Below are 26,375 nucleotides of genomic sequence, written 5' to 3'. Positions count from 1 at the left end.
TATCCGGCGATTTTAACATCATTTCACTGTGAATTTATACAGAGTTATTGCAGAGGATTATAGCAATGCTGTCAGGGAAGCCAACTGCGAAATCTCAATATGTGGCAATAACCGGCTGTCACTGGCCGTCATCAGGCTCTGTTGGCGGTCATTAATCCAGCATGCTTGCATGCCACAACGCAGTGAACCGGCTACATCTGTAGTCAGGTCATCACCGACATGTAAGATATTTTTCAGCGGAATATCCAGATGATTCGCCGCTTTATGATACATATCGCGGAAGGGCTTGGCGCGACCATGCGGGCCGGAGCGCAAGACAAACTGAAAATAATTATCCAGACCACAGGCTTTAGGGTCCGCATTGCCATTGGTGATAGCCACCAGCGGATAATGTTCAGCCAGCGCGCTTAAGGTGTCGTGAGTCGCCGGCGGCACATAAATACGGCTACGCCATAGGGCAAAGTTTTCCATAGCAGCATCAGCCCCACATTGCGCTTCTGACTTACTCAAGCCATGACGCATCAACCCCAGCTCAATAGCATGCCAGCGCCACTGAGTGACATCGTGGTAAATGTCCGGATCTTGCTCCAGTAATTCACGGCGAAAGTGGTGTAAATCTGCGGCTTGTAACTGCGCCAAATTGGGGTGGTACTGCTGTAAAAATGCCACAGATTCTTGTTCTGTGCGGGATATCACCGGCCGATTGTCATACAAGGTGTCATCCAAATCGAAGGTAATGGCGGAAATACGTTCAAGTGGACGATAAAAATGCATCAGGATTTGCCTCGTTTGGCCCGTGGATGAGCAGCATCATACACTGTTGCCAGATGTTGAAAGTCTAGATGAGTATAAATTTGTGTGGTGCTCAGATTGGCGTGGCCGAGTAACTCCTGCACTGCACGCAGGTCGCCGCTGGATTCCAGCATGTGGGTGGCGAAAGAGTGGCGTAGTTTATGCGGGTGAATATGGCTACTGACCCCTTGCTTGACACCCCATTCGGCAAAGCGTTTTTGCACATTTCGCGCTGAAATCCGCTTCCCGGTATTAGCTAAAAAGATGGCGTCATCCTGCGGTTCAAACAATTCACGCAGTTCCAGCCAATGCTCCAGCCACTTGACTGCCGTCTTGCCGATAGGCACTTTGCGCTCTTTACTACCTTTCCCCATCACCCACACTTCACCGCTCGCCAGATCGACATGTTTGCAGTTCATTCCGACCAGTTCAGATAAGCGCAAGCCCGCGCCATACATCACTTCCAGCATCGCCCGGTCACGTACAGCCAGTGGGTCATTCAGGTCGATATCCAGCAGTTTATCGACCTCATCGACATCAATATTTTTCGGCAGATGACGGCCAGAACGCGGGGTACTGACTCCTTTAGCCGGGTTGGCTTGCAGTATGCCCTGACTGACCAGCCAGTTGAGGAAACTGCGCAAAGCCGAGAGCCGCAAAGCCAGGCTGGATGAGTGCAAACCGGCGCGTTTGCTGCGCGAAACCAATGAGCGCACTTGAGCGGCATCCAGTGTTTGCCAGTGTGCCAACCCCATCTGTTCGCCCATTTCCATCAGCGCCTGCAACTGACGCCGATAACTGGTGACAGTCAGCGGGCTGAGTTGGCGCTCAACTTTGAGGTAACGCAGAAAAGCCTCTACCTGCGGGGCAAGTGAAGTGCTGAACTCGGTCATACCGGCTCTATCCAACGCTCCAGCAGACTCGGCAATAACATGGATAATTGATTCAGCATCACGGTGCCCATGCCTTGCTGATAATGCTGGATATCACGACTGCTGAAAATGATAACCCCCAGATCGCCCTCTTTGCCCAGCAACGACAATGCCACAGACCCGACTTGCTTGGCCTGCGGCAATAACAGCAACAGCTCCGGCCCATTCAGGCTGCCAAGATAATGGCGAGCATTCCCCAGCCGCTGAATGCGCATTGGCTCAAAAGCGTGGCGAGACAGACCTAAATGGGTGAAGTCAGATGGCGCGCCGATTTGCCAACGGTCAGTAAACAATCTGACATTTGCACCAGCCAGCCCAAAATCTCTGGCCCAGCGCTGCAAACGATTGAGCATATCTTGCAAGCTACTGGCGGCGGCAAGATTGCCTTGTAGTTGCAGTAACCGGTTGAATAACACTTCATTCAGACCCGCCTGCTCCATCAGTAATGTAATCTCTTCTTCCAACTGACCTATCTGGTTACGCTGACGCCCCAGTTGCCACTCCACCAGCGAGACTGTGCCTCTAACCGGATGGGGAATATGCATCTGTTCAACCAAACGAGCATTGCGGATAAAGAAGTCGGGGTTTTGCAATAAATACTGCATAACGGTATCGTCATCTAACTCGATACCCGCTAGCGCCTGCTCCTCAGAACTTTTCATGTCACACCCGTCATAATGAACCTTTATACCCTAAATAATTCGAGTTGCATGAAGGCGGCAACTGAGCGAGTCCCCAGGAGCTTACATAAGTAAGTGACTGGGGTGAACGAAGGCGGCCAACACACATGCAGCTTGAAGTATGACGGGTATATTATAAATGAATGAAGCCATCATACACATGGGTTGCTGGCCCGGTCATATACAGCGGGTGACCCGGCCCTTTCCAACTGATATGCAAACTGCCACCCGGCAGTTCAACATGCACCTCTTCACCCAACAATTCTTGCTGAATGCCAATCGCCACGGCTGCACAAGCCCCGCTACCACAAGCCTGAGTTTCACCGGCTCCGCGCTCATACACCCGCAAGCGGATATGTTCACGGCTCACAACCTGCATAAAGCCGATATTAGCCCGTTCGGGAAAGCGCTCATGGCTTTCTAATACTGGGCCTAGCAAGGCAACATTGGCAACCGAAACATCATCAACCTGCATCACACAATGAGGATTGCCCATCGAAACGACACCACATAACACGGTGTGTTCAGCGGCACGCAAAATGTAGGTTTTTTCAGCTTTAGCCGCACGGAAAGGAACACTCTGCGGTTCGAAATTGGGTTCGCCCATATTGACGCACACCAGTTCGTCTTCAGTCACACTCAGTATCATGCGGCCAGTTTGGGTGCTGACACTGATATCGCGTTTATTGGTCAGCCCTTTCAGGCGGACAAAACGGGCAAAACAGCGCGCGCCATTGCCACACTGAGAGACTTCGCTGCCGTCGGCATTAAAAATACGGTAGTGAAAATCCAGCTCAGGATCGTAAGGCGGTTCAACCACTAACATTTGATCAAAGCCCACGCCAGTGTGCCGGTCTGCTAATCGGCGGATCAACTCCGACGAAAAGTAAACATTTTGGGTAACTGCATCGACAACCATAAAGTCGTTGCCAAGACCGTGCATTTTGGAGAACTGCATTTCATACTCCGCTGACTTTTATTGACCGGCTAAATTTTCGGTACTGGCTACATTCGGTACTGACTCAATCTGGCGGCGTAAAGGATTGTCACTGTGGCCCAGCGATACTTTGGGTCGGTTTTGAATCGCCCGGTAAACCCTGCTGATTTTTATCGACCTGCCCGCTGTCTTGTTTTGTCGTTTCAACTGTAGGTTTATCTGCCGGTGGGAAATATAACGGACCTTTCAGACCACAACCGCTCAGCGCGAACACCATCATCGCAGTCAGTGGCCAACATAGTTTCTTTTTCATTTTTTAACGCCTGTAAATTGTTTTGACGCCGGTAAATGTGTTATTGCCTGTGATTCACGCGTCCAAGGCCTCTATAATCGCAGGTGGATCATGAAAAGCAATAGGAATTGAATATGAACGACAGCGAGTTTCATCAGTTAGCCGATCAATTGATGCTTTGCATTGAAGAAACACTGGATGGTTTTAGCGGCGATAGCGATATCGATTATGAAACCAATGGCGGGGTGATGACCCTGACTTTTGAAAATGGCAGCAAAATTGTTATCAACCGCCAGGAGCCACTACATCAGGTATGGCTGGCAACTAAAGCGGGCGGTTATCATTTTGATTACCGCGAAGGGCATTGGTATTGCTCGCGCAGCGGCGAAGAGTTCTTTACCAAATTATCTGAAGCTGCGACCGCGCAAGCTGGTGAAGACGTAAGTTTTATCGAGTAGCTCAAACGGGTAAGAGCGCGCAACTAACTCCCTGCGGTGTCAAGGCCGCAGAGGGTTAGTGTAGCTGAAACTGCTGCGCCGGTGCGGAGGTTTCTTTATCAGCAATATGCAGATGAGATAACGCATTACTGCGGAAAGGGATCACCTGAGTTCGACCATCTAATTGCACAATTTGGTAGAACTGCGGCAAGTTGAAGTTGATAAAGCTGGAGCCGTAGGTAAAGCGGTCGTGAGAAGATGAATAGAAACGGCTGACATCCCGCACTAACTCCTCTTTACTGCCCTCGCAATGATGATAAACCTCAACGCGGTTTGTCTCATCCAGGATATAAATATTAAATCCTTTCTCATCGGCGGTGCCTTCGAAGAAGAACTGAATAATCCCCTCGCTGGCAAAACCATCCACAACCGGTGGTAAATGAATTTGGTCAGTTTCGACCTGAATCGATAACCCATGCAGCTTGTTATTGGATATCGCGCCATAGAATTCGACAGCATTTTCCAGTTTTTGTACTGAGACACTCAGGCGCTCAAAGAACAAGCCCCAAGTCTGGCCGGAAACTCGCACCGCTTTGAAACGGCCCGGTTCCTGGCGGGTACTGGACAAGCGCAGTTCAATACATTCAGAAACCAATTGCTGGATACGGGTACGAATCAAGCCACGCAAATGTTGGCTATAGCAGAATACATCCACGGATTCTGGCGGAGCCGCATCCTGATGCATTTTGCCTAAAATGGTTTTCAGCGCTTCCAATACCGCCTGTTCACCGCTGAAATGCAGTGTCCGCACTTCATTCCATGAATTGCGATACAACAAGTCGATACTGCCAACCAGGCACTGTTGCTGCTCGCCAAAACTGAAAACATCCAGTTTACGGAAATCAAAATGCACCACTTGATTACGGAAAGCGGCAGTTGGGTCATGTTCCAGATTGACGATAATCGCCAAATGGCGAATCTCGCACGGGCTATACAGCGCTTTCGGTGTCGGTGCTGGCAGACGCAATGGGAAGTGGTGAGAGATATCTGTCACCAACTCTTGCAGTTTGACGGTATCGCACAGATTGGCACTTTTAATATGCAGGCGCGTTTTGCTGGTCAACAAGCCGTTGAAATAGGCCCATGACACCAATTTATTCAGGTAACGGTTATATTCCAGCGGTTGATGGCTGACAATCGTCTCCATCGACGGCGCTTGGTTATACAGATACCAGCCCGGACGGTTAGCACGGCCCGCGGGCACATGAATAAAGGTCAGGTGCTCTTCGGAAAGATCCGGTGAAATTTGTGGGTTAACCAGGGTCACTTTACCCGGCAGGGCTTCAAATGCCGCATACAGTTTTCGGGTCAGAACGCCGATATCCTGCGGGCTGGCGCTAACGCTCAAGTTGTTGCGCCGCGCAAAGCGAATCAAATTACGATAGCTTTGCATCATGGCATCTAACAGCTCGTTATGTGCTTCACGCACCCGTTCAATCTTCCAGTTTGCGCGGTTATCCAACACCGCCAGACTCTCGTCACTCCAGCCCCATTCACTGACCAATTGGCTGAGAATTTCACGCCGCCAGCCCGCACTTACGGGGCTGCGGGATAATTTCTCGCCCACTTTCAGATAGAAACAACGACGCACCAGGTTCAAACGGGTGGTGTCATTAATTTGAGTCAGGTAGCGGGTGACGCGATCGAGCATCATGCAGTAAGCATCAAGGCCAAATGCCACAATCTCACCGGCATGCAGGCGCTGTTTGATTTCCATCGCCAACAGTTGGGAATTAGGGTATTCCCAAGAATAGGCTTCCAGCAGAAGTGTTTTCAGCACCGCTTTATAAGGCGAGTCGATACTCTTGTACAATTGCCACAAGCTGGCCCCGAAATACTCTTCCGCTGACAGGGTGCTCAAACCGCCCAGATCCAGCCATTCATTCGGGGTTAATACGCCCTGCGCATACAGCGACAACACGTAATCATCGTAATTATTTTCTTCTTCAACCGGAACCATATTCCACAGAATACGTTTCCCTGCCAGACGAACCGCGCTGCGGTAAAATTCATCCAGCAATAAAATATGTTGGGTAGAGCCACAATCTTCGCCCCCCAGACTGCCACTGGCGTTATGGCGGAAGCGGTTTTCATCTATCAGGAAGAAGCTGACTTCAACACCCATTGATGCAGCCCATTTTTCCAGCAGACTACATTTCTTTTGCAGCCGGTTGCGCTCTTCAGCATCAAGCCAGGCTTGGTGACACACCCAGATATCCAGATCGGACGTATGGCACTGACCAATAGATGAAGTGCTACCCATTGAGTAGACGCCGGTAATCGGCAGTTCACCGCCCACACTCTGCTGCAAAGGCTGGCCCCATTTGGCTTCAACCTCAGAGAGATAATCCTGTTGCGTTTCATTGGGCGTGAAAAGGCAGATGCCATGGGGAACGTTACCATCAAGGTAGCCCGGCATCAGTGGATGATGACAATGTAATAGGGTCGGTAGCAGACTGTAGACCTTTTGGAAGGCTGGCCCCATAGCCGCCAAGGCGCGATCGACTCGTAATTGGTTGATCGCATCCAGTCGCTGTTTCAGTGTCTCGATGTAGAGGTACAAGACGTCTCGCCTGGTTGTTCCGGTGCTTAGAATTGTTCCGGTGCTTAGAAAAAAAACCGTGTTCCAAATTCGCTTATGGCTTTTTTTGACTTTCAGCGAAAATGTGGTTTTTGTTGAACTGACCAAAAAACATTTTGTTTGAAGACATATTGTTTGAATAACAGTTAACGAATTATTGCTGGAAACGTGATCAATCTAACACCTTGCCGATTGACCGTAAAGAAAGTAAAGCTATCCCTACAATTATAATGCCTATCTCTTGCCAAAGTCATGATCGCAATGACCCGATATCTGGCAAAAACCTTTAAGGCCTGTGGCTATCACACTGACAGTCTTCACCGGTCAATGGTAGGATGGGCCGTAAAATATAAAAACGGTAACAAGCAATGTTAGACAAAATTATTCGAATTGCCACGCGACAAAGCCCGCTCGCCTTATGGCAAGCACATTATGTTCAACATTTACTGCAAGCCAATCACCCAGGCCTGCAAGTCGAATTGGTGCCAATGGTGACCCGTGGGGACATCATTCTGGACACTCCACTGGCAAAAGTCGGTGGTAAAGGTTTGTTTGTTAAAGAATTAGAGCTAGCGCTATTGGAAGGACGAGCAGATATTGCCGTTCATTCGATGAAAGATGTCCCGATCGCTTTCCCTGAAGGGTTGGGGCTGGTCACCATTTGCGAGCGGGATGACCCTCGCGATGCTTTCGTATCAATAAATTATGCCCATTTGGATGAGCTGCCCGCTGGCAGCATTGTCGGCACGTCAAGCTTGCGCCGTCAGTGTCAATTGCGTGAGCGCCGCCCTGATCTGATTATCCGTGACCTGCGCGGTAACGTCGGCACGCGCCTTGCCAAGTTAGATAAAGGTGAATACCACGCTATTATTTTAGCCGTTGCTGGCCTCAAGCGCCTCGGGCTGGAAACGCGAATTCGTTATGCCATGCCTGCCGAGGAGTCATTGCCCGCGGTTGGTCAAGGTGCCGTCGGTATTGAATGCCGTCTGGATGATGATTTTACCCGTCAACTACTGGCTCCCTTGAATCATCGCGAAACTGAATTGCGCGTGTGCGCTGAACGCGCCATGAATACCCGCCTTGAAGGAGGTTGTCAGGTGCCTATCGGCAGTTATGCCGAATTGGACGGCGATACACTGTGGCTGCGCGCGTTGGTCGGTGCACCCGATGGCAGTGAGATTATCCGCGGCGAGCGCCGAGGGCCGGCTGAAAATGCAGAGCAAATGGGTGTTGAGCTGGCCGATGAGCTGCTATCACGCGGTGCTCGTGAAATACTGGCTGAGGTTTATCAGGATAATCCACCGCTATGACGATTCTGGTCACCCGTCCATCTCCTGCCGGGGAGCAGTTAGTTAGCCGCCTGCGTGCGCTGGGCCGGGTTGCCTATCATGCGCCGTTGATTGATTTCTCACCCGGTGATGACCTGCCCAAACTGCCCGCATTACTGCAAGAGATGCAGGCGGGTGATCTGGTTTTTGCCTTATCGCAGAACGCGATTCGCTACGCTAACCCGCTGTTAAAAAGAAATAACCTGTCATGGCCTACGCAGTTATCTTATTATGCTATTGGTCGTAACACTGCATTAGCATTGCATACCGCCAGCCGCTTGCACGTTACCTTCCCCCCGACGGGAGAAACCAGCGAGATGCTATTATCATTGCCCGACCTGCAACAACTGACAGGTAAGAAGGCACTGTTATTGCGCGGTAATGGCGGGCGAGAGCTGCTTGGTGAAAGCCTGACCGAGCGGGGAGCAACGGTGACTTTTTGCGAATGTTATCAACGCAGTCCTATTTTTTATGATGGCAGTGAACAAAGTGCGCACTGGCAGCGTTCCGGGGTCAATACTCTGGTCGTTACCAGCGGCGAAATGCTACAACAGATCTATACTTTAGTTCCTGATTATTATCGTTCTTCCTGGTTGCTCCGCTGCCGGTTAGTGGTCGTGAGCGATCGTTTGGCGACCCTGGCAGCCCAATTGGGCTGGAGCAAAATCCGGGTCGCGGAGAATGCTGATAATGATGCGCTGATCCGCGCACTGCAAAATTTTCAATAAACCTGAAACCTGACTATGGGATGCCCAATATGACGGAACAAAATACCCCATCCGCACCAGTGGAAGAGACAACCACCGCGGCTGAGAGGCACCAACAGCCAGAACCAGAAGCCCGCCGGGAGAAAAAAACCGGCCCAATTCTGGGTGCCATTGCTATTGCACTGGCTATCGCGCTAGGTGCCGGGCTTTATTATCACGGACACCAGCAGGCTCAGTTACAAGCAGCAGCAAATAGTGCGCTGCAAGATCAGTTAGCCGAATTGAAACAGAGCCAGTTGCAGGAAAAACAACAGCTTGAGTCATTATTGCAACAGCAAGGCAAAGCGCTGGAGGCGGCTGACCGCCAACAAACCTCACTGACGCGCCAACTAAATGAGTTGCAGGAAAAAGTCGCGACGATTTCAGGAAGTGATGCTAAAACCTGGTTACTGGCGCAGGCAGATTTTCTGGTGAAAATGGCAGGGCGTAAGCTTTGGAGCGATCAGGATGTCACCACCGCGGCGACATTACTGAAAAGTGCCGATGCCAGTCTGGCCGATATGAATGACCCAAGCCTTATCGACGTGCGCCGGGCCTTAACCGAAGATATCAGCACTCTTTCGGCAGTCACTCAGGTCGATTTCGACGGTATTATTCTCAAATTGAATCAATTGTCGAATCAGGTCGATAACCTGCGTCTCGCCGATAACAATATTGATGATTCACCGATGGATGCTAATAGCGATGAACTGTCCAGCTCATTAGCCGAATGGCGTCAGAATCTGACCAAAAGCTGGAATAGCTTTATGTCAGATTTTATCACTATCCGCCGCCGCGATAGTAGCGCGGAGCCACTGCTGGCCCCCAATCAGGACGTTTATTTACGTGAAAATATCCGTTCCCGCTTGCTGGTCGCTGCTCAGGCAGTACCTCGCCATCAAGATGAAGTGTATAAACAGTCGCTAGAGACGATCTCTACCTGGGTTCGCGCCTATTTTGATGTGAATGATCCGAATACCAAGGCGTTTCTGGATGAATTGGAGAACCTGAGTCAGCAGTCAATTTCAATGGACGTGCCAGATCAATTGAAGAGCCAGCCGATGCTGGAAAAATTGATGCAAACCCGGGTTCGTAACTTACTGACACAAGCGCCAGTTGCCGCTCAGGGGGAATAAGTATGCTGCGAGTATTACTGTTATTCCTCATTCTGACCGCCGGGATCGTCCTTGGCCCCATGCTGGCCGGTCATCAGGGTTATGTATTGATCCAAACTGACAACTATAACGTCGAAACCAGTGTGACCGGTTTGGTCATTATGTTGGTCTTGGTGTTGGTGGCATTCCTGATAGTGGAATGGATATTACGCCGTATTTTCCGTACCGGCGCACGTACCCGTGGCTGGTTCCTTGGCCGCAAACGCACTCGTGCCCGTAAGCAAACCAAAGCGGCGCTGATCAAATTGGCTGAAGGTGATTTCAAGCAAGTTGAGAAGTTATTGACTCGCAATGCCGATCACGCCGAACAGCCGATGGTGAACTACCTACTGGCGGCGGAAGCGGCCCAGCAACGCGGCGATGAATTCCGCACTAATCAGTATCTGGAACGAGCTGCGGAAGTGGCTGATACCGATCAATTACCGGTCGATATTACCCGGGTGCGGATTCAACTCGCACAAGGGCATGTTCATGCCGCACGTCATGGTGTTGATCGGCTCCTGGATCAAGCACCACGCCATCCGGAGGTGTTACGTCTGGCTGAGCAGGCTTACCTCCGTTCCGGTGCTTACAGTTCATTACTGGAAATTTTACCGGCAATGAACAAAGTACAGGTGCACACCGCCGAGGAAATCGCCGCGCTGGAACAGCAAGCTTATATTGGCATGATGAATCAGTGTATGGCAGAGGAAGGAAGTGATGGCCTGAAACGCTGGTGGAAAGATCAAAGCCGCAAAGTACGCAATGAGATCCCACTGCAAGTCGCCTTGGTCGAGCATCTGATTGAATGTGATGATAGCGATGTGGCCCAGCAGATCATTTTGGATGGCCTGAAACGCCAGTATGATGAACGGCTGGTGTTGCTGATCCCGCGCTTGAAGTCCGGCAACCCAGAGCCACTAGAAAAATCATTACGCCAGCACATCAAACAGCACGGAGCCACACCATTGCTTAATAGCACTTTGGGTCAGTTGATGCTGAAACACGGCGAATGGGAGAAAGCCAGTGAGGCCTTTAAAGCCGCACTTGCGCAGCGCCCAGATGGCTATGATTATGCATGGCTGGCTGATGCTTTGGATAAGTTACACCGCCCTGAAGATGCTGCTCAGGCTCGCCGCGAGGGGTTATTACTCACATTGCGACAGAATGGCGAGTCACTTTGATGGTACGCGAGTAGCTCAGTGAGTGAAGGGTTTACCGCACCTAGGGGTACTTCGGTGGCTCACGCCACTACGACCCCAACGGCACGACTCCCCTTCATTTGGCTTTGTCAGCAGTCTGAGGCTCCTTCTGGGGCCTTTTCTTTACCCCTGATTCGGGTAAGTGCGTGCAGCTACCCCCCTGTAGCTTCAGGTACGAAGGGTATGCAAAAAAAACGCTTGCCGATAAGGGCAAGCGTCTGAAATTTTCAGGTCTACAGACAACAATGTCGGTGCCTCACTCAACGTTATGCCCGGTATGTGATGAAGATATTCAACATCGTTTACATGGACAATAGGCACCCTAAAATCGGCTCTGCATCATCCCTGGGTTTATGAAGCTAAATTGGCTATAAAAACCAGGCTGTCATAATAAGTGGGATGAGCATCTACATAGTAGATAATGCAGTTAGCGTGCCAAGTTTCATAACAGGTCGAACCTTTACCCGAACATCCATAAATAAATTTATAATTTACTGATAAGTAATAACTTTATTTTATAACTGATTTATCCTGCGAAACCTCTCTTTCACTATACTGGGCTCCACTCCACCATGGTGATCTGTCGCTACAAAACGACGGTATAAACTGCCATTTTTTTTCTATATATTTATCATTAGGTTACGCGTCTCCATTTAGAGACAAGGCATTCAACTTTTGTCGCAAAAAACCAACACCTTGCTCTTCACCTCATAAAGAAAAGGGCGGCTCCTGCCATAAGACAAATTTGATCAAAGAGCGCCAACAACGGTTTCTTATGTAAGTCGGACGGATAAGCAGTGGGTAGCAGAATAAAGATGATATGAGAGGGAGAAGAGGGAAATCGATTTGATGCGAACAAGGCTGAGGCAAAGTACAGACGAAAAAAAACCCCGCATTGCGGGGTTTCTTCTGAAATTGGTCGGCGAGAGAGGATTCGAACCTCCGACCCACTGGTCCCAAACCAGTTGCGCTACCAAGCTGCGCTACTCGCCGATTTCGTACTGCTCACTCTACATGGTCTTTCGACCTATGTCCATGTAAATCTTAATAAAATCTACATGTTTTGTGTGGTGCGAAGGGAGGGACTTGAACCCTCACGTCCGTAAGGACACTAACACCTGAAGCTAGCGCGTCTACCAATTCCGCCACCATCGCATGTTCCACAAAATTTGGGGTGGCTAATGGGGCTCGAACCCACGACAACTGGAATCACAATCCAGGGCTCTACCAACTGAGCTATAGCCACCATAACTTCCTACTACTTACAGCCTACTTCGACTTCGTCGTACGCGGCAATCTTACCACCGCAGCTCTTGCACACAAAATTAATGGTGCGCCCGACAGGATTCGAACCTGAGACCTCTGCCTCCGGAGGGCAGCGCTCTATCCAGCTGAGCTACGGGCGCTTAGCGCCGTTGCGGGTGAGGATACTACGGTTTTAATACTTGGCTGTCTAGTGCTTTTTTAGAAGAAATGGTGTGTTTGCTTACGCTTTGCACACTCTGCCGCAAAAGTCAGCCATTGATAGCCCTCACCCCGCCTTGTTCGCTGGTTTTATAGCCGTTTAATTTCGACTGCTACCTTTTTATGCATTCCCAGGCAAAAATAGCAGGCGGTCACTAAGCCAAGGAAAATCACCCCAACCAACAAAGATAACCGGGTATCCGGGTTAAGCCCCATTCCCACCAGCACACAAATCAGGAAAGCGATGGTGAGGTAGTTTACATAGGGGAACATGATGGATTTAAATGGATGCTGTTTCAGTGCCTCAACATGCGCCTGACGGAAACGTAGCTGGCTCACCAACACCACAAACCACGGCACCATGCCCGGCAGCACACTGGCACTGTAAACATACACAAACACCTGCTGTGGATTGGGAATGATGTAGTTAAGGCTAGAACCCACCATCAAACATAAAATGGTGACGGCAATGCAATAAACCGGAACACCGCTGGCCGACAGCTTGGTCAAGCAAGCGGGTAACTGACGGTTCTTCGCTAAGGCATATAGCATACGCCCACCGCTATACATGCCACTGTTACAACCCGACAGCGCCGCTGTGAGCACGACAAAGTTGATAATCCCTGCGGCTGAAACTATTCCTATCTTGGCAAAGGTCAGTACAAACGGGCTGCCCCCAGTGCCAATACCGTCCCACGGGAAGATTGTGACAATCACGAAAATCGCCCCGACATAGAAAATCAGAATGCGCCAAAGGATATTATTGATAGCACGCTTTAGTGTGACCTGAGGATTTCTGGCTTCGCCAGCCGTAATTCCGACTAATTCGACCCCCTGGTAAGACGCCACCACAATACACAGCGCAAACATAAAGCCTTTCCAGCCTCCAGCGAAGAAACCGCCATGGGCCGTCAGGTTATCAAAACCGATAGGTTGGCCATGATTACCAAAACCGAAGAAAATAACCCCTAACCCCACCAAAATCATCACAATGATGGTGGTTACTTTGATCATCGCAAACCAAAATTCCAGCTCGCCATACAGCCTGACCGCCGCGAGGTTAGCCAGTGCAACTATCGCCACCCCAGCAATAGCCGGTAACCATTGGGGGATTTCCGGGAACCAAAACTGGACATATACACCAATCGCGGTAATTTCAGATATTCCCACCGCTATCCACATAAACCAATAACCCCAAGCCGTCAGGTAGCCAAAATAGGGGCTGAGATATTTATGGGCATAAACGGCAAAAGAGCCTGCAACCGGCTCCAGATAGAGCATTTCGCCCATGGAGCGCATAATGAAAAATACAAACAAACCGGCAATGATATAAGCCAGTAATACCGATGGCCCAGCCCATTTTAATGTACTGGCGGAGCCCATAAATAACCCAACTCCAATAGTACCGCCCAGCGCTATCAGTTCGATATGCCGGGCTTCCAGCCCACGGTGTAATCCTTTCTTCTCTTCGTTGTCTGCCATATATCCTCTATAAACCGACTGGTGTGTCTGCTCCGGATGCCCCGGTTGTTGTTGTTATTCAATATAAGATTAACGACCAAATGAAATATTTAGCTTAATTATTAATACAGATTAAAGAATAGGAAAACGGCCCATAGAAAAACGCTGCGCGCACCACAGAACCGTAACCGGCCGGTATCGTTCCGTATCTGAGTCAGATAAGCAAACAAGAAACTAAAACTTTATGGAATAAATATAATTAAATTGATTCCATAATGGAATTAAGGAGTGGTGATATTAATAAGGGGAATGGATAGATGAAGTTTCATAGCATCAGGGCCTTATCGACCCCGACACTAAGAAGGTTATTACAAGCGACCGCTATAATAATAACCCACAAATTTCAGCAATTTGAATTGGCGACGAATACGGCTGGGTTGAGCCAGAAGGCGATAGAGCCACTCCAACCCCATGTTCTGCCATATCTTAGGCGCACGTTTAACATGGCCGGTAAAGACGTCGTAAGTCCCGCCAACCCCCATATAGAGAGCATCAGGATAGACTTTACGGCAATCGCGCATAAACATTTCCTGTTTAGGTGACCCCATGGCAACAGTGACAATTGCCGCACCACTGGCAGCAATCCGGGCAAACAGTGCTTCGCGTTGCTCTGGTGTGAAATAGCCGTCCTGGCTACCCACCAGATTCACATTCCATTGCGCACGTAATTTGGCTTCAGTTTCTGCCAACACATCAGGTTTACCACCAACTAAAAATACCGGTATCCCTTGCTGACCCGCGCGCTGCATCAGTGCTTCCCACAAGTCAGCCCCTGCCACTCGTGACAATTTCGCCTGCGGATATTTACGGCGGATAGCACGCACCATACTGATACCGTCAGCGTACAGATACTCAGCCTCAGTGATCAACTGACGTAATGCCGCATCATCTTCCGCTTTTAGCAGCTTCTCGGCGTTCATTGCCACCAACGTGCCCGTTTTCACCGGGCCACTGCTCAGCAAATGATCCAGCGTCTGCTCCATATCTCGAAAACCCCAGATGTCGAAGCCACGGACACTATATTTGGGAATATCAATAGATTTTGGAATCTCAGTATTCTGTTCCATCATAACCCTTACAGTTGGCTGTTCTCGTGCGGCACGGATAACGGCTTCGGCTTACCAATAATATGGCGCTGCACCCGTTGCTTGATTAAACCCGCCGTATCGAACAACCAATACAACAATTTCGCCAGTATCAAACAGGCACCAAAAATCACACAGAAAAATACTACTCGCGATACAAAGGAATCTAACCCTTCCCGCGCTAACACGATGATGTTAAACACCGCGCCAAAACAGAAGCTTTGCAGGATGGCGGCTTTGTAGCGATTCTTCTCGGCTTTACCTTGTTCATACAACCAGTCGAACCATTTAATGATTAACCCAACTACAATGGCACCCAGCGGGATAAACAATACACCACCCATCACCACCAGAGAGCCTATCAACGTTGGGGAAATAGCCAGCCCAGAGTGGTTATCGAGCACGTCCCAGGTAAAGTAATTAGCGGTATTCAATACCAAGTCTGGGCGAGCTGGCCATAAGGAACTGGGAATAAACACGTAGAAATCACGGATAATAGGTGCCAGGCCCTGAAAATCTATTTTGTCGTAATTCTGGAGTAACAATCCAAGATTTTCCCACGGCGAGAAAGTATCGCGCGTCAGGTAAAGGAATGTATAAAACGCCTCTGCGCCGTTCACGTCCAAGCCGTAGCGTTTCAGCGCCAACCAGAACATGCCGACAATGCCAAAGACGCCCGCCGCTGCCAGCATCCACAGTGTTATCCAGCCGCGCACAATGCCGATAAACAGGAATAATGAGAATGCGATGATGATATTTGCGCGGGTGCCGCCGACAATCACATAGGTCAGGATGCCAAATGCCACCGTACTTGCCAGGAAGAAGAACCAGGCACGCATATCCTGCTTAAGGAAATAGACCACCAACATCGCCGGAATGAAGAAGTAGAAAAAGCGCTTCAGTGCCACACCGGAGACATCGCTGGAGAAGATTTTACTGTAAGAGTCGAGCTTAAATAGCAGAAAACCATTCTGCATAAAGAAGATTCCCACCGTGCCGATAGCCACCAGCGCCAGCAGTATCCACGTCAGATTGGTTTCCACCCGATTCATCGTAAATACCGGTGCGCGGGGCTGGCTGCGTGGCTTGCGCAGACGCGTTTTATAGCTCACATAGTAAATGCCATAAAAGGCCGTAGCCGACAACATGGCATACAGCAGGTACTCAACCGGCACCACCGCGACATCAAACTGGAACACCAGCATGCATGTCAGTGGGAAACCAAAATAGAACGTTAGCAAATAAAGCATTGAAAACAGAACGTTGAAATTGAAGCGTACCCGCCTGAACTCCTGATACGTCAATATCAGGATAAAAATAACGGCTATCAAATAGACGCTGAAAAGACCGCCAAATTGCCCCAGCGTCATGGATGTTCTCCTGCGGCAAGCGCCAGCGCCTGTTGCCAACCTTCAATATAATTAGGGTTAAAGAATGCAATAGCGTGCTTATCCAGCCCCGCCAACTGGCGCTGCGCCTCGCGGATCAATGGTTCATCCAACGAATCACCGTAGAAAAGCACCGGAATATGCTGCTCGGCTAAATCTTGCCAGAACGGATTCTTACGGCTCAACACAAAGGGCACGCCAAACTGGGTCAATAAACACAGAGTGCCAATACCTTGCTGACGATTAAAAATAAAATAGCCCAAGTCGCATTCACGTAGGATATTCAGATAATCGTCGAACGGGATCTGTTCCGTCAGAATGCGCAGGTTATCTTGGGTAAACAACGCCAGACCCGCCTGCCTAACCTGCTCAATATACAGTTCATTATTGGCTGGATACCCCATTGGCAGAATCACTCTGGCATCAGGGCCAAATTGCTGATGAATGGCCTTTAGCGCCTCAATATGACGATTCGTGGTATCACCTGAATTCCCTACCAGAATAGTCATTGGCCCCGCCAACGGCTTGTCAATATTGATGCCAGTTAGCGCCGGGTCCATTCGGGTCGGGAAATAGAGCAGTGATGCCGGAACGCGCGGATGGCGCTGTTGGAAATAAATTAAATCACCCCGAGTGGCAAAAACGTGCCCTACCCGCCCCTGCGCAATACGGCGCAGCAGATAAAACAGGCGAAACTTCCAGCTTTTAGCATCTTCGTATAAATCTGCGCCCCAGATATGCCAATAAACCTGGTGCGGTTTGATTTTCCCACTCAGCAACGCCAGCCACAAAGTAGCATTAAACTGTCCATGCCAGAAAAAACGCGTATCGCGGGAGGCCTGCGCGCGGGCAATCACTGCTTCGGCCAAGGCTTTCTTATTGCTGTGCGTCTCGATTTCCAATTGAGGAAATGATGAGAAAGGAGCCGTCTCTTTTGCCGCGACCATAAAGTGTCGGGCCTGCTCGGCAGGCACACGAGTGCTCAGCACATCATTAAAGAAGCGCAATACAGTCAGATTATGGTGCGGGATATCAGATCCCAGTACATGAATCAGGGTTGTCATTTTTTTCTACTGTAAAGAGTGTTTACGGTGATGAATGTCTACGATACATAAGGAATACGCAGCTACAGAGCGCAAAATAGACGATATAAGTCGCCATATAAGCCTGCGCCGCGCCCAAAGAGCCATTCATTGGGATTAACCAATGGGCAAACCCGGTCAACAGTAAGAACTGGCTGACTTCCGTCAAAATGTAAAAGCGTAAAGAAGCTTTGGCAATCACCAGATAGCCGAATACGTAGGAGCCGACCTTCAATACATCACCGACCAACTGCCAGGCGAATAAGTCGCGCATTGCCGTAAATTGGTGAGAAAATAGCAGCCAGATAGCGAAATCTCGTAACAACCAGACTATCAAACTGGCGGTCGCCACTGCCGGTAACACAAATTTCAGGGAGCGCAGAATTTCACGGGAAATATCTGCTTTCGCTTTAAGTCTTGAGAGTGTCGGCAGTAGATAAACCGTAAATGACGCTGTGATAAATTGTAGATAAGCATCTGAAATACTGCTTACCCCTTGCCAAATCCCGACGGCATCCCAACCATAGCGGTCAGCCAGCAGGTTACGCATCATCACATAAGCAACCGGTAAGGTCACTGAGGTAATCAGCGCCATGATGGTAAATTTACCCAAATGGCTCGCTAATGCTTTGTCCCAGCTAAGTTTAAGATAGCTTAACGGAATGGTTTTGCGCCGAATTAGCATCGCTGCCGCAGGGATAACCACCAGCGCAGGAACTAATGCCAGGCCCACCAGCGCACCGGGATAACCCCCTATGCGGAAACAAATATAGTACGCGACCACCCCAATCAGGCTGCCACCAATCACCGCCAGCGCATTCCCCATCGCATCGCGATAACCTTTGAGAATAGCCAGGAATAGATTGGCGTAGGCAATCCCCATTTGGATAAACGCCACCGCCCGCACCACATTCTGGTAATCCGCATGACCAAATAATGCAATGCTGACCGGCCTGGCCGCCAGCAGAAAGACCAGTGCCAGCAGGGTTGAAAACCCCAGCACAATCGCTGATGAAGTCCCCAGCACAGCACGCAAACGTTCAGGTTGCTGATGGTATTCAGCAACATATTTAGTAATGCCGTTAAAGATACCCGCGCCAGACAACACGCCTAATACCGTAATTAGCTGGCGGAAGTTACCCGCCTGCCCAACACCGCTAGGGCCAAAGGTCACCGCCAGCAGTTTAACCACTAACAGCCCTACGCCAATCTTAATCAGCGTAGAGCCAGCAGTCCAAATCGATGCTTTTGCCAGAGACATATCAGGCGAAGAAACTTAGAACAGTATTAATGACCGTGCTCTGATTCACATCAGTCAGGTTATAGAAGATAGGCAAGCGCACCAGGCGTTCACTTTCTTTGGTGGTGAAGCGGTCTTCACCGGCCATACGCCCAAACTCCTCACCTGCCGGACAGGCATGCAATGGAATGTAGTGGAATACCGCCATGATCTCAGCTTCTTTTAAGTAACTGATAAACGCAGAGCGCTCTTCGATATCACGCAGTTTGATATAAAACATGTGCGCGTTTTGTGCCAGATTGCCAGGAATAACCGGTAAATCTATGCGTCCAGCTTCTGCCAGTGGCTTGAAAGCCTCATAGTAGGCCTGCCACAGCGCCAGACGACGCTGGTTGATTTGATCGGCTGCTTCCAACTGACCCCATAGATAGGCGGCTTGTAAGTCAGACATCAAATAGCTGGAGCCAATATCACGCCAGGTATATTTGTCGACCTGACCACGGAAGAACTGGCTGCGGTTAGTGCCTTTCTCACGGATAATTTCTGCACGGTCAATCAGTGACTTGTCATTGATAAGCGTCGCACCACCTTCACCGCCCGCCGTGTAGTTTTTGGTTTCATGGAAGCTAAAGCAACCAATATGGCCGATAGTGCCCAGAGCTTTGCCTTTGTAAGTCGACATCACGCCCTGTGCGGCATCTTCTACCACAAATAAATTATGCTTTTTCGCCAGCGCCATGATGGTGTCCATCTCACAAGCTACACCTGCATAATGAACCGGCACGATAACCTTGGTTTTGTCGGTAATGGCGGCTTCAATCTTGGTTTCATCGATATTCATAGTATCTGGACGAATATCGACAAACACCATTTTCGCACCGCGCAGTACAAAGGCATTCGCCGTCGATACGAAAGTGAAACTTGGCATGATAACTTCATCGCCGGGCTTGATATCCAACAGCAACGCAGCCATTTCCAGTGAGGCAGTGCAAGAAGGCGTTAGCAAGACTTTCGGGCAACCGAAGTGTTCCTCCATCCACTGCTGGCAGCGACGGGTAAAGCCACCATCGCCGCATAATTTGCCGCTGGTGATTGCTGCCTGCATATAACCCAGTTCAGTGCCGACTACCGGTGGAGCGTTAAATGGAATCATTTCATCCCCTGCATAACCAATACGCGGTGCTCTCAATCGAGGCACCACTGCGAATATAAAGACGTAAAGCAGCAATATTGCTCATCTGAGTGGCTACCCGTAACTGGTGTAGCCCATGACTCTGGCACCACTGCTTTGCCGCCGACATTAATAATGAACCTATACCTTTACCCTGCGCATCAGGAAATACCGCTAACAGGCCAATACGTGCGCTGCCATCGTGCAAATCGCGTAATGTCACAAAACCCGCTGGCTGACCAAATGTATCCATCACCAACAAACATTGATGGTCAAAAGTACCCAACACGGCCTTTTCAGCCCATAATGCATAAAAGCGCCCGCTGTCCTGTGGGTCATACCACGGAGCGCGAAAACGGCTCAATGCAAAAGCTCGGGCAGCGACACTACGCAATAACGGGATATCGGCGGTTGTTGCCAGCCGCTGTTGATAGGTTCCAGTATCTAGCGCAGATGAAGCATTTTCCGTGCCAACCCCATCTTTTTCCTCAACTAACAGGGCCAGATCAACCTCACCCTCAACTAACTTGAAACCAAGCTGGCCGAGGGAGTCAATAAGATCAAGGCGATGGGTCGGTACTTTGGCTTGGGTCAGGGTAAAAGCATCCAACTCAGCCGGGTTAAGTTGCGGGGCTGAGTCGGAGAAGTTAAGTTTTGCACTTTGGCGCTGGAAAAATTCACTTTCCCAGACCAGCGGCTCAATATTGGCGTGGACGGGCATGGAGCAAGTCCAACAGATATTTGCCATAACCGGTTTTCGCTAAAGCCGTTGCAGCACGTCTTACACCGTCGTCGTCTAACCAGCCATTGCGCCAGGAGATCTCTTCCAGACAGGCAATTTTGAAACCTTGCCGTTTTTCAACGGTTTGCACAAAAGTGCTGGCTTCAATCAAGCTGTCATGGGTGCCGGTATCCAGCCAGGCAAAACCACGGCCCAATAATTCAACCGTCAGTTCACCGCGTTCTAAATACATCTGATTGATGCTGGTTATTTCCAGCTCACCACGGGAAGATGGCTTAACTTGTTTCGCGAAATCAACTACTTGGTTATCGTAAAAATAAAGCCCGGTCACCGCCCAATTAGACTTTGGCTGAGTCGGTTTTTCTTCGATAGATAGCGCGCGGAAATTGTCATCAAACTCCACCACGCCAAAGCGCTCTGGATCCATGACTTGATAACCGAAGACAGTCGCGCCATGCTCACGCGCTGCGACGGCTTTCAATTTAGGGCTAAAGCCCTGACCGAAGTAGATATTATCACCCAGCACCAGACAACAAGGCTCATTGTCGATAAATTCTTCGCCGATGATAAATGCCTGTGCCAGCCCATCTGGGCTTGGTTGTGCGGCATAGCTCAGATTGATACCAAACTCATCACCATTACCCAGCAAGCGCTGGAAAGACGGCAAATCTTCAGGAGTAGAGATAATCAGAATGTCACGGATTCCGGCCAGCATCAGTACTGACAGCGGATAGTAAATCATCGGTTTATCATACACGGGAAGCAGTTGCTTAGAGACACCACGGGTGATGGGGTGCAGCCTCGTACCGGAGCCACCTGCCAGAATTATGCCTTTCATTCGATCTCCTGAAACTACCATCTCCTGAAACTATCAGGCAGACGTTATATGCAGCCAACTGCAATTTGAAAGATGAAGAGTATCAGTCACTCAAGCCCAGACGCTCACCGGCGTAAGAACCATCCTGAACACGCTGCCACCAAGATTTATTATTCAAATACCATAATACGGTCTTGCGGATGCCACTTTCGAAGGTTTCCTGTGGCTTCCAGCCCAGTTCCCGCTCAATCTTGCTGGCATCGATGGCATAACGCATATCGTGGCCTGGCCGGTCTTTAACAAAAGTAATCAAGTCACGGTAGTGAGCAATGCCTGCCGGTTTTTCCGGAACCAGTTCATCCAATAACGCGCAGATGGTTTCCACTACTTCAATATTCTTGCGCTCGTTATGACCGCCAATATTGTAGGTTTCGCCCACCACACCTTCAGTAACCACTTGATACAAGGCGCGGGCATGATCCTCAACAAACAGCCAATCGCGCACCTGTGCGCCATTGCCATAGACTGGCAGTGGTTTGCCCGCCAGCGCATTCAAAATAACCAACGGGATCAATTTCTCAGGGAAATGATACGGGCCGTAGTTATTAGAACAATTGGTCACCAAAGTCGGTAAACCGTAGGTCCGCAGCCAGGCGCGAACTAAATGGTCGCTGGATGCCTTGGATGCTGAATAGGGGCTACTTGGCGCATAAGGTGTTGTTTCGGTGAATAAATCATCAGTGCCATGCAGGTCGCCATACACTTCATCAGTTGAAATATGATGGAAGCGAAACGCCAATTTTTTCTCAGCATCCAGCGGTTGCCAGTAATGGCGCGCGGCCTCCAACATCTGGTAAGTGCCCACAACGTTGGTTTCGATAAAAGCAGCGGGGCCATCTATAGAACGGTCAACATGACTTTCTGCTGCCAGATGCATCACCACATCCGGCTGATATTGTGCAAAAACACGATCCAGCTCAGCACGATCGCAGATATCAACCTGTTCAAAAGCATAGCGCTCACTGTGAGCGACTACCGCCAGTGACTCCAAATTGCCGGCATAGGTGAGTTTATCCACCACCACCACGCTATCTGAGGTGCCATCGATAATATGTCTTACCACTGCGGAGCCGATAAAACCGGCTCCGCCTGTGACCAGAATACGTCTCAACGCCATACTCCTTTGGTGTCAACAATCCAGGATTGCTTCACATCTTCAGGTTTGATTGCTTTGAATTGGCTGTGGTCTACCAGCATCACCAGCACATCCGCTTGCTGCAAGGCAGTTGCGGTGTCTTTCAAGGTCACGTGGCCCACCAGCGATTTCGGTAATTGCTCAACATTCGGCTCAACGACCAGCGTTTCGCCGGTGTGCCATTGTGCGATTAGATGGGCGATTTCAACCGCCGGGCTTTCACGCAGGTCATCAATATTGGGCTTGAATGCCAGGCCGAAGCAGGCAATTTTCACTTCAGAAGCACGTTTATCAGTGGCTGCCAAACAATCAGCAACTGCCGCTTTAACACGATCAACAACCCACAGCGGTTTACCATCATTCACCAGACGGGCGGTGTGAATCAGACGGGCCAGTTGTGGATTTTGCGAAACGATAAACCAAGGGTCAACTGCGATACAGTGGCCGCCGACACCTGGGCCTGGCTGCAAGATATTAACGCGTGGATGACGGTTCGCCAGGCGAATCAGTTCCCATACATTGATTCCTTGCTCATCACAAATCAGCGACAATTCGTTGGCAAAAGCAATGTTAACGTCGCGGAAGCTATTTTCGGTCAGCTTGCACATTTCTGCGGTGCGGGAATTAGTCACCACACATTCGCCTTCCAGGAAGATTTTGTACAATTCACTGGCGCGGGCAGAGCACTTCGGTGTCATACCGCCAATAACGCGGTCATTTTGAATCAGTTCCACCATCACCTGGCCTGGCAATACGCGCTCAGGGCAATAAGCAATGTTAATATCAGCCTCTTCACCGGCGTTCTGTGGGAAGCTTAAATCAGGGCGAGCTTCAGCCAGCCATTGTGCCATTTGTTCAGTGGCACCGACAGGAGAGGTGGACTCCAGAATAACCAAATCACCTTTTTTCAACACCGGAGCGATAGATTTAGCGGCTGATTCAACATAAACCATATCCGGTTCATGATCGCCTTTAAACGGTGTCGGTACGGCAATAAGAAACGCATCTGCTGCCAGTGGTTTGGTTACAGCTTGTAGGTAACCGCCTTCGACAGCAATCTTCACCACTTTATCTAAATCCGGCTCCACGATATGGATAGCACCGCGATTAATGGTTTCAACTGCATGGGCGTTGACGTCCACACCAATCACTTTCTTCTTGCGCGACGCGAAAGCAGCAGCAGTTGGCAGGCCAATATACCCAAGACCAATAACAGAAATTGTTTCAAAACTCATAGCGTCACCTGATGATTCTTTAAAGCTTCAAGGATGCGTTGACAGGCATGCCCGTCACCGTAAGGATTATGCGCCTTTGCCATTTGATGATAGGCAGTTTCATCAGTCAGCAAGCGGGTTACTGTTTCAACAATGTCATCAATCTCAGTGCCAACCAACAAAACCGTACCGGAATCGACAGCTTCCGGGCGCTCAGTGGTATCCCGCATGACTAATACCGGTTTACCTAATGAAGGCGCTTCCTCCTGAATACCGCCGGAGTCCGTCAGGATCAGATAAGCATGATTCATAAGATAAACAAACGGCAGGTAATCTTGTGGGTCGATCAAGGTGATATTATCGATCTCTTTCAAAATACGCTTAACCGGTTCGCTGACATTCGGATTGAGATGCACCGGATAAACCACCTGTACATCAGAGCGGCTACATGCAATTTTAGCTAATGCACTGCAAATCCGCTCAAAACCATCACCAAAACTCTCACGGCGATGGCCGGTAACCAGAATCATTTTTTTACTGGTATCGATGAAGGGATAGCGCTCTGCGAGACTGGCGCGTAATTCCGGATTATTCATCACCCGATCCCGCACCCAGAACAGCGCATCAATCACAGTATTACCGGTCACAAAGATGTGTTCGTCCGGTACATTTTCACGCAGCAGATTTTGGCGAGAATTCTCAGTCGGAGCAAAGTGGTACTTAGCCAGGTGACCGGTCAACTTACGATTGCCTTCCTCCGGCCACGGAGAATAGAGGTCCCCGGTGCGCAAACCCGCTTCGACATGGCCGACAGGGATACGATGATAGAATGCAGCAAGACTGGTCGATAACGTCGTCGTGGTATCGCCATGGACCAAAATAACGTCCGGCTTAAAATCCGCCAAAACAGACTTTAGCCCTTCCAGAATATGGCAGGTTATTTCCGTTAACCCCTGTCCCGGTTTCATGATATTCAAATCATAGTCCGGCTGAATATCAAATAAACGCAGCACCTGATCCAACATCTCACGATGTTGAGCAGTGACGCAGACTCTTGATTCAAAGGCTTCATCCTGAGCCAAGGCATGCACCAGAGGAGCCATTTTAATGGCTTCAGGCCGGGTGCCAAAAACAGTTAACACTTTCACAGTGAATCTCTTTAAGGTCAGTTAGCCGCAGACAGACAATGCCTGCAAGTTGGACGCACAATGCGTCCATTACTTTAAGTCTACTACTCAGCGCGACTGGTGCGACGAACCAGCACCACGCCAGCCCCCACCAATGCCCCAATCGCACCCCACATAATCAGCAGGAATACACGACGTGGGCTATCACGAGTAACCGGATCTTCTGGCGTACGTAAGTAGCGGTAAGTCTGGAATGTTTTATCCAGTGTCGGACCGACGTTCAATGTTGCCAGCATGGCGCGATTCTGATCGTAATCAATATCAAAACTTGGGCCGGTAGCCTGTAATGTTTCCAGACGGGCTTCAAGCATTGGCTTACCCAGCATAAACATTTTTGAATCAGGCAATTGCTCAGCTGGAGTATCCGTTTGATTACGGGTAATCCCTTGCTGGCTGGCCACTTTCAATGCTTGAGTCGCAGCGGCAACTTCACGGTCGAATACGGCTTTAGCCACCGCTTCCTGCCGCTTGACTTGCGCTTTCATTGATTGAGTTCTGGCAGACCAGGCACCTTGAATTTCATCATTCAAATGACTAGCCGCGCGTTGGTTGGCAAAATCAATGTAACTGCGCAGCAATTTATTTGAATCAGACGCTGTTTCTGCCGTCAATTTGATGCTGTCATTCAGCATTTTTTTATCATCGCGCGGCGTGAAAACAATATTATTCACCAGCTCGTCCAGCAATGCAGCATCAGCCTTAGCATCACCTTCCATCCGCTGTTTGTAGTAATCGGTTTGTAGCCAAAAATCACGACGGGTATCGTAAGCAGCTAACTGTGTGATGAACTCACCGTAAGCTTCGTCGGAGATACCGGGCTGCTCACTGCTGGCAGTGCTATTGATTCGTGTATCCAGGTTACGCAAGAATTGCTGCTGGGAATAATAACCGCCTAAATTATTGACGGTTGGCTTGTCTGTAATGGCTGCTGCACTCCATTGTTGTTTCACCAGATAGGAAACACCCAGCGCAATGGCAGCAAAAAGGATTGCCATACCGATAATCCACACTTTACCGCGCCAAAGAGTACGGCACAGGCTGCGGATATCTAACTCGTTATCCACAGAAGGCTCATTATGGGTAGACCCGGTTTTATCAGTCGACATAGATTCTGGTTTCATCACTGCC

The 26,375-nt window shown here is 49.7% G+C and carries 23 protein-coding genes and 4 tRNA genes; 5 read left to right on the top strand and 22 right to left on the bottom strand.

Annotation, left to right across the window (positions count from 1 at the left end):
* Positions 1 to 57 precede the first annotated feature (57 nt).
* From yigB to lptM, 5 genes are all read right to left on the bottom strand, one after another.
* Positions 58 to 774, bottom strand: coding sequence for a 5-amino-6-(5-phospho-D-ribitylamino)uracil phosphatase YigB (yigB, locus tag HU019_RS02515; protein ID WP_174848127.1), 717 nt, complete (start codon positions 772 to 774; stop codon positions 58 to 60).
* Complete coding sequence (xerC, locus tag HU019_RS02510) at positions 774 to 1,685, bottom strand: tyrosine recombinase XerC (RefSeq protein WP_174848126.1); 912 nt, start codon at positions 1,683 to 1,685, stop codon at positions 774 to 776. The genes yigB and xerC overlap by 1 nt, the downstream gene beginning before the upstream one ends.
* Positions 1,682 to 2,386 (bottom strand): DUF484 domain-containing protein, encoded by a 705-nt coding sequence (locus HU019_RS02505; protein WP_174848125.1) that lies wholly within the window; start codon positions 2,384 to 2,386, stop codon positions 1,682 to 1,684. Before HU019_RS02505 ends, xerC begins: the two co-directional genes overlap by 4 nt.
* 151 nt (positions 2,387 to 2,537) lie before the next feature.
* Positions 2,538 to 3,362, bottom strand: coding sequence for a diaminopimelate epimerase (gene dapF, locus HU019_RS02500; protein WP_174848124.1), 825 nt, complete (start codon positions 3,360 to 3,362; stop codon positions 2,538 to 2,540).
* Positions 3,363 to 3,450: 88 nt separating this feature from the next.
* Positions 3,451 to 3,654 carry an LPS translocon maturation chaperone LptM gene (lptM, locus tag HU019_RS02495; protein WP_174848123.1) on the bottom strand — a complete coding sequence of 68 codons (204 nt, stop codon included), beginning with the start codon at positions 3,652 to 3,654 and terminating at the stop codon, positions 3,451 to 3,453.
* A 113-nt stretch (positions 3,655 to 3,767) separates the two neighbouring features.
* On the opposite strand from lptM, the gene cyaY reads away from it, so the two are divergent.
* Positions 3,768 to 4,091, top strand: a complete 324-nt coding sequence (gene cyaY, locus HU019_RS02490; RefSeq protein ID WP_174848122.1) for an iron donor protein CyaY — start codon at positions 3,768 to 3,770, stop codon at positions 4,089 to 4,091.
* 55 nt (positions 4,092 to 4,146) lie between these two features.
* On the opposite strand, the gene HU019_RS02485 is transcribed toward cyaY, so the two are convergent.
* The gene (locus tag HU019_RS02485) at positions 4,147 to 6,693 is read right to left on the bottom strand and encodes a class I adenylate cyclase (RefSeq protein WP_174848121.1); all 2,547 of its coding nucleotides are present in this window, start codon (positions 6,691 to 6,693) and stop codon (positions 4,147 to 4,149) included.
* A gap of 386 nt (positions 6,694 to 7,079) precedes the next feature.
* On the opposite strand from HU019_RS02485, the gene hemC reads away from it, so the two are divergent.
* From hemC to hemY, 4 genes are read left to right on the top strand one after another with little or no spacing between them, the layout of a single operon-like run.
* Positions 7,080 to 8,021, top strand: coding sequence for a hydroxymethylbilane synthase (gene hemC, locus HU019_RS02480; protein WP_077295553.1), 942 nt, complete (start codon positions 7,080 to 7,082; stop codon positions 8,019 to 8,021).
* Positions 8,018 to 8,767, top strand: a complete 750-nt coding sequence (gene hemD / locus HU019_RS02475; protein ID WP_174848120.1) for a uroporphyrinogen-III synthase — start codon at positions 8,018 to 8,020, stop codon at positions 8,765 to 8,767. Before hemC ends, hemD begins: the two co-directional genes overlap by 4 nt.
* 29 nt (positions 8,768 to 8,796) lie before the next feature.
* On the top strand, positions 8,797 to 9,921 hold the full coding sequence (gene hemX, locus HU019_RS02470) for a uroporphyrinogen-III C-methyltransferase (protein ID WP_174848119.1): 1,125 nt from the start codon (positions 8,797 to 8,799) through the stop codon (positions 9,919 to 9,921).
* 2 nt (positions 9,922 to 9,923) lie between these two features.
* Positions 9,924 to 11,123: a protoheme IX biogenesis protein HemY gene (gene hemY / locus HU019_RS02465; RefSeq protein WP_174848118.1), complete on the top strand. Its 1,200-nt coding sequence runs from the start codon at positions 9,924 to 9,926 to the stop codon at positions 11,121 to 11,123.
* Positions 11,124 to 12,057: 934 nt separating this feature from the next.
* Here the strand turns inward: hemY and HU019_RS02460 are convergent.
* The 16 genes from HU019_RS02460 to wzzE form a co-directional block, all read right to left on the bottom strand.
* Positions 12,058 to 12,134, bottom strand: a tRNA-Pro gene (locus HU019_RS02460).
* Between the two features lie 75 nt (positions 12,135 to 12,209).
* A tRNA-Leu gene (locus HU019_RS02455) sits at positions 12,210 to 12,296 on the bottom strand.
* A gap of 15 nt (positions 12,297 to 12,311) precedes the next feature.
* A tRNA-His gene (locus HU019_RS02450) sits at positions 12,312 to 12,387 on the bottom strand.
* 83 nt (positions 12,388 to 12,470) lie between these two features.
* A tRNA-Arg gene (locus HU019_RS02445) sits at positions 12,471 to 12,547 on the bottom strand.
* Between the two features lie 148 nt (positions 12,548 to 12,695).
* Positions 12,696 to 14,087 (bottom strand): bifunctional threonine/serine APC transporter ThrP, encoded by a 1,392-nt coding sequence (thrP, locus tag HU019_RS02440; protein WP_174848117.1) that lies wholly within the window; start codon positions 14,085 to 14,087, stop codon positions 12,696 to 12,698.
* 347 nt (positions 14,088 to 14,434) lie between these two features.
* Positions 14,435 to 15,193 carry a lipopolysaccharide N-acetylmannosaminouronosyltransferase gene (gene wecG, locus HU019_RS02435; RefSeq protein WP_005176198.1) on the bottom strand — a complete coding sequence of 253 codons (759 nt, stop codon included), beginning with the start codon at positions 15,191 to 15,193 and terminating at the stop codon, positions 14,435 to 14,437.
* Positions 15,194 to 15,201: 8 nt separating this feature from the next.
* Complete coding sequence (gene wzyE / locus HU019_RS02430) at positions 15,202 to 16,581, bottom strand: ECA oligosaccharide polymerase (protein WP_174848116.1); 1,380 nt, start codon at positions 16,579 to 16,581, stop codon at positions 15,202 to 15,204.
* Positions 16,578 to 17,663: a TDP-N-acetylfucosamine:lipid II N-acetylfucosaminyltransferase gene (locus tag HU019_RS02425; protein ID WP_174848115.1), complete on the bottom strand. Its 1,086-nt coding sequence runs from the start codon at positions 17,661 to 17,663 to the stop codon at positions 16,578 to 16,580. The genes wzyE and HU019_RS02425 overlap by 4 nt, the downstream gene beginning before the upstream one ends.
* Before the next feature lie 22 nt (positions 17,664 to 17,685).
* A complete protein-coding gene (gene wzxE, locus HU019_RS02420; RefSeq protein WP_174848114.1) occupies positions 17,686 to 18,942 on the bottom strand; it encodes a lipid III flippase WzxE in 1,257 nt (418 codons plus the stop codon).
* Position 18,943: 1 nt separating this feature from the next.
* Complete coding sequence (rffA, locus tag HU019_RS02415; protein WP_174848113.1) at positions 18,944 to 20,074, bottom strand: dTDP-4-amino-4,6-dideoxygalactose transaminase; 1,131 nt, start codon at positions 20,072 to 20,074, stop codon at positions 18,944 to 18,946.
* Between the two features lies 1 nt (position 20,075).
* Positions 20,076 to 20,813 (bottom strand): dTDP-4-amino-4,6-dideoxy-D-galactose acyltransferase, encoded by a 738-nt coding sequence (gene rffC / locus HU019_RS02410; protein ID WP_174848112.1) that lies wholly within the window; start codon positions 20,811 to 20,813, stop codon positions 20,076 to 20,078.
* Positions 20,791 to 21,672 carry a glucose-1-phosphate thymidylyltransferase RfbA gene (rfbA, locus tag HU019_RS02405; RefSeq protein WP_174848111.1) on the bottom strand — a complete coding sequence of 294 codons (882 nt, stop codon included), beginning with the start codon at positions 21,670 to 21,672 and terminating at the stop codon, positions 20,791 to 20,793. Before rfbA ends, rffC begins: the two co-directional genes overlap by 23 nt.
* A gap of 82 nt (positions 21,673 to 21,754) precedes the next feature.
* Entirely contained in the window at positions 21,755 to 22,828 is a 1,074-nt protein-coding gene (gene rffG, locus HU019_RS02400; protein WP_174848110.1) for a dTDP-glucose 4,6-dehydratase, read from the bottom strand.
* On the bottom strand, positions 22,819 to 24,081 hold the full coding sequence (gene wecC / locus HU019_RS02395) for a UDP-N-acetyl-D-mannosamine dehydrogenase (RefSeq protein ID WP_005162605.1): 1,263 nt from the start codon (positions 24,079 to 24,081) through the stop codon (positions 22,819 to 22,821). Before wecC ends, rffG begins: the two co-directional genes overlap by 10 nt.
* The gene (wecB, locus tag HU019_RS02390) at positions 24,078 to 25,208 is read right to left on the bottom strand and encodes a non-hydrolyzing UDP-N-acetylglucosamine 2-epimerase (RefSeq protein WP_174848109.1); all 1,131 of its coding nucleotides are present in this window, start codon (positions 25,206 to 25,208) and stop codon (positions 24,078 to 24,080) included. Before wecB ends, wecC begins: the two co-directional genes overlap by 4 nt.
* 83 nt (positions 25,209 to 25,291) lie before the next feature.
* Positions 25,292 to 26,368 carry an ECA polysaccharide chain length modulation protein gene (wzzE, locus tag HU019_RS02385; protein WP_174848108.1) on the bottom strand — a complete coding sequence of 359 codons (1,077 nt, stop codon included), beginning with the start codon at positions 26,366 to 26,368 and terminating at the stop codon, positions 25,292 to 25,294.
* Positions 26,369 to 26,375 lie beyond the last annotated feature (7 nt).

Origin of the sequence: Yersinia artesiana, from assembly GCF_902726545.1 — a bacterium.
Classification (GTDB): domain Bacteria; phylum Pseudomonadota; class Gammaproteobacteria; order Enterobacterales; family Enterobacteriaceae; genus Yersinia; species Yersinia artesiana.
This window is presented reverse-complemented; position numbering and strand designations above follow the sequence as displayed.

Bases quoted from the DNA above. Each gene is read 5' to 3' on its own strand.
- yigB (WP_174848127.1), bottom strand. From the start codon at position 774: ATGCATTTTTATCGTCCACTTGAACGTATTTCCGCCATTACCTTCGAT.
- HU019_RS02505 (WP_174848125.1), bottom strand. From the start codon at position 2,386: ATGAAAAGTTCTGAGGAGCAGGCGCTAGCGGGTATCGAGTTAGATGAC.
- rffA (WP_174848113.1), bottom strand. From the start codon at position 20,074: ATGATTCCATTTAACGCTCCACCGGTAGTCGGCACTGAACTGGGTTAT.
- wecC (WP_005162605.1), bottom strand. From the start codon at position 24,081: ATGAGTTTTGAAACAATTTCTGTTATTGGTCTTGGGTATATTGGCCTG.
- rffG (WP_174848110.1), bottom strand. From the start codon at position 22,828: ATGGCGTTGAGACGTATTCTGGTCACAGGCGGAGCCGGTTTTATCGGC.
- xerC (WP_174848126.1), bottom strand. From the start codon at position 1,685: ATGACCGAGTTCAGCACTTCACTTGCCCCGCAGGTAGAGGCTTTTCTG.
- lptM (WP_174848123.1), bottom strand. From the start codon at position 3,654: ATGAAAAAGAAACTATGTTGGCCACTGACTGCGATGATGGTGTTCGCG.
- cyaY (WP_174848122.1), top strand. From the start codon at position 3,768: ATGAACGACAGCGAGTTTCATCAGTTAGCCGATCAATTGATGCTTTGC.
- dapF (WP_174848124.1), bottom strand. From the start codon at position 3,362: ATGCAGTTCTCCAAAATGCACGGTCTTGGCAACGACTTTATGGTTGTC.
- wzyE (WP_174848116.1), bottom strand. From the start codon at position 16,581: ATGACGCTGGGGCAATTTGGCGGTCTTTTCAGCGTCTATTTGATAGCC.
- wzzE (WP_174848108.1), bottom strand. From the start codon at position 26,368: ATGAAACCAGAATCTATGTCGACTGATAAAACCGGGTCTACCCATAAT.
- hemY (WP_174848118.1), top strand. From the start codon at position 9,924: ATGCTGCGAGTATTACTGTTATTCCTCATTCTGACCGCCGGGATCGTC.
- wecG (WP_005176198.1), bottom strand. From the start codon at position 15,193: ATGGAACAGAATACTGAGATTCCAAAATCTATTGATATTCCCAAATAT.
- wzxE (WP_174848114.1), bottom strand. From the start codon at position 18,942: ATGTCTCTGGCAAAAGCATCGATTTGGACTGCTGGCTCTACGCTGATT.
- HU019_RS02425 (WP_174848115.1), bottom strand. From the start codon at position 17,663: ATGACAACCCTGATTCATGTACTGGGATCTGATATCCCGCACCATAAT.
- rfbA (WP_174848111.1), bottom strand. From the start codon at position 21,672: ATGAAAGGCATAATTCTGGCAGGTGGCTCCGGTACGAGGCTGCACCCC.
- rffC (WP_174848112.1), bottom strand. From the start codon at position 20,813: ATGCCCGTCCACGCCAATATTGAGCCGCTGGTCTGGGAAAGTGAATTT.
- hemD (WP_174848120.1), top strand. From the start codon at position 8,018: ATGACGATTCTGGTCACCCGTCCATCTCCTGCCGGGGAGCAGTTAGTT.
- hemC (WP_077295553.1), top strand. From the start codon at position 7,080: ATGTTAGACAAAATTATTCGAATTGCCACGCGACAAAGCCCGCTCGCC.
- thrP (WP_174848117.1), bottom strand. From the start codon at position 14,087: ATGGCAGACAACGAAGAGAAGAAAGGATTACACCGTGGGCTGGAAGCC.
- hemX (WP_174848119.1), top strand. From the start codon at position 8,797: ATGACGGAACAAAATACCCCATCCGCACCAGTGGAAGAGACAACCACC.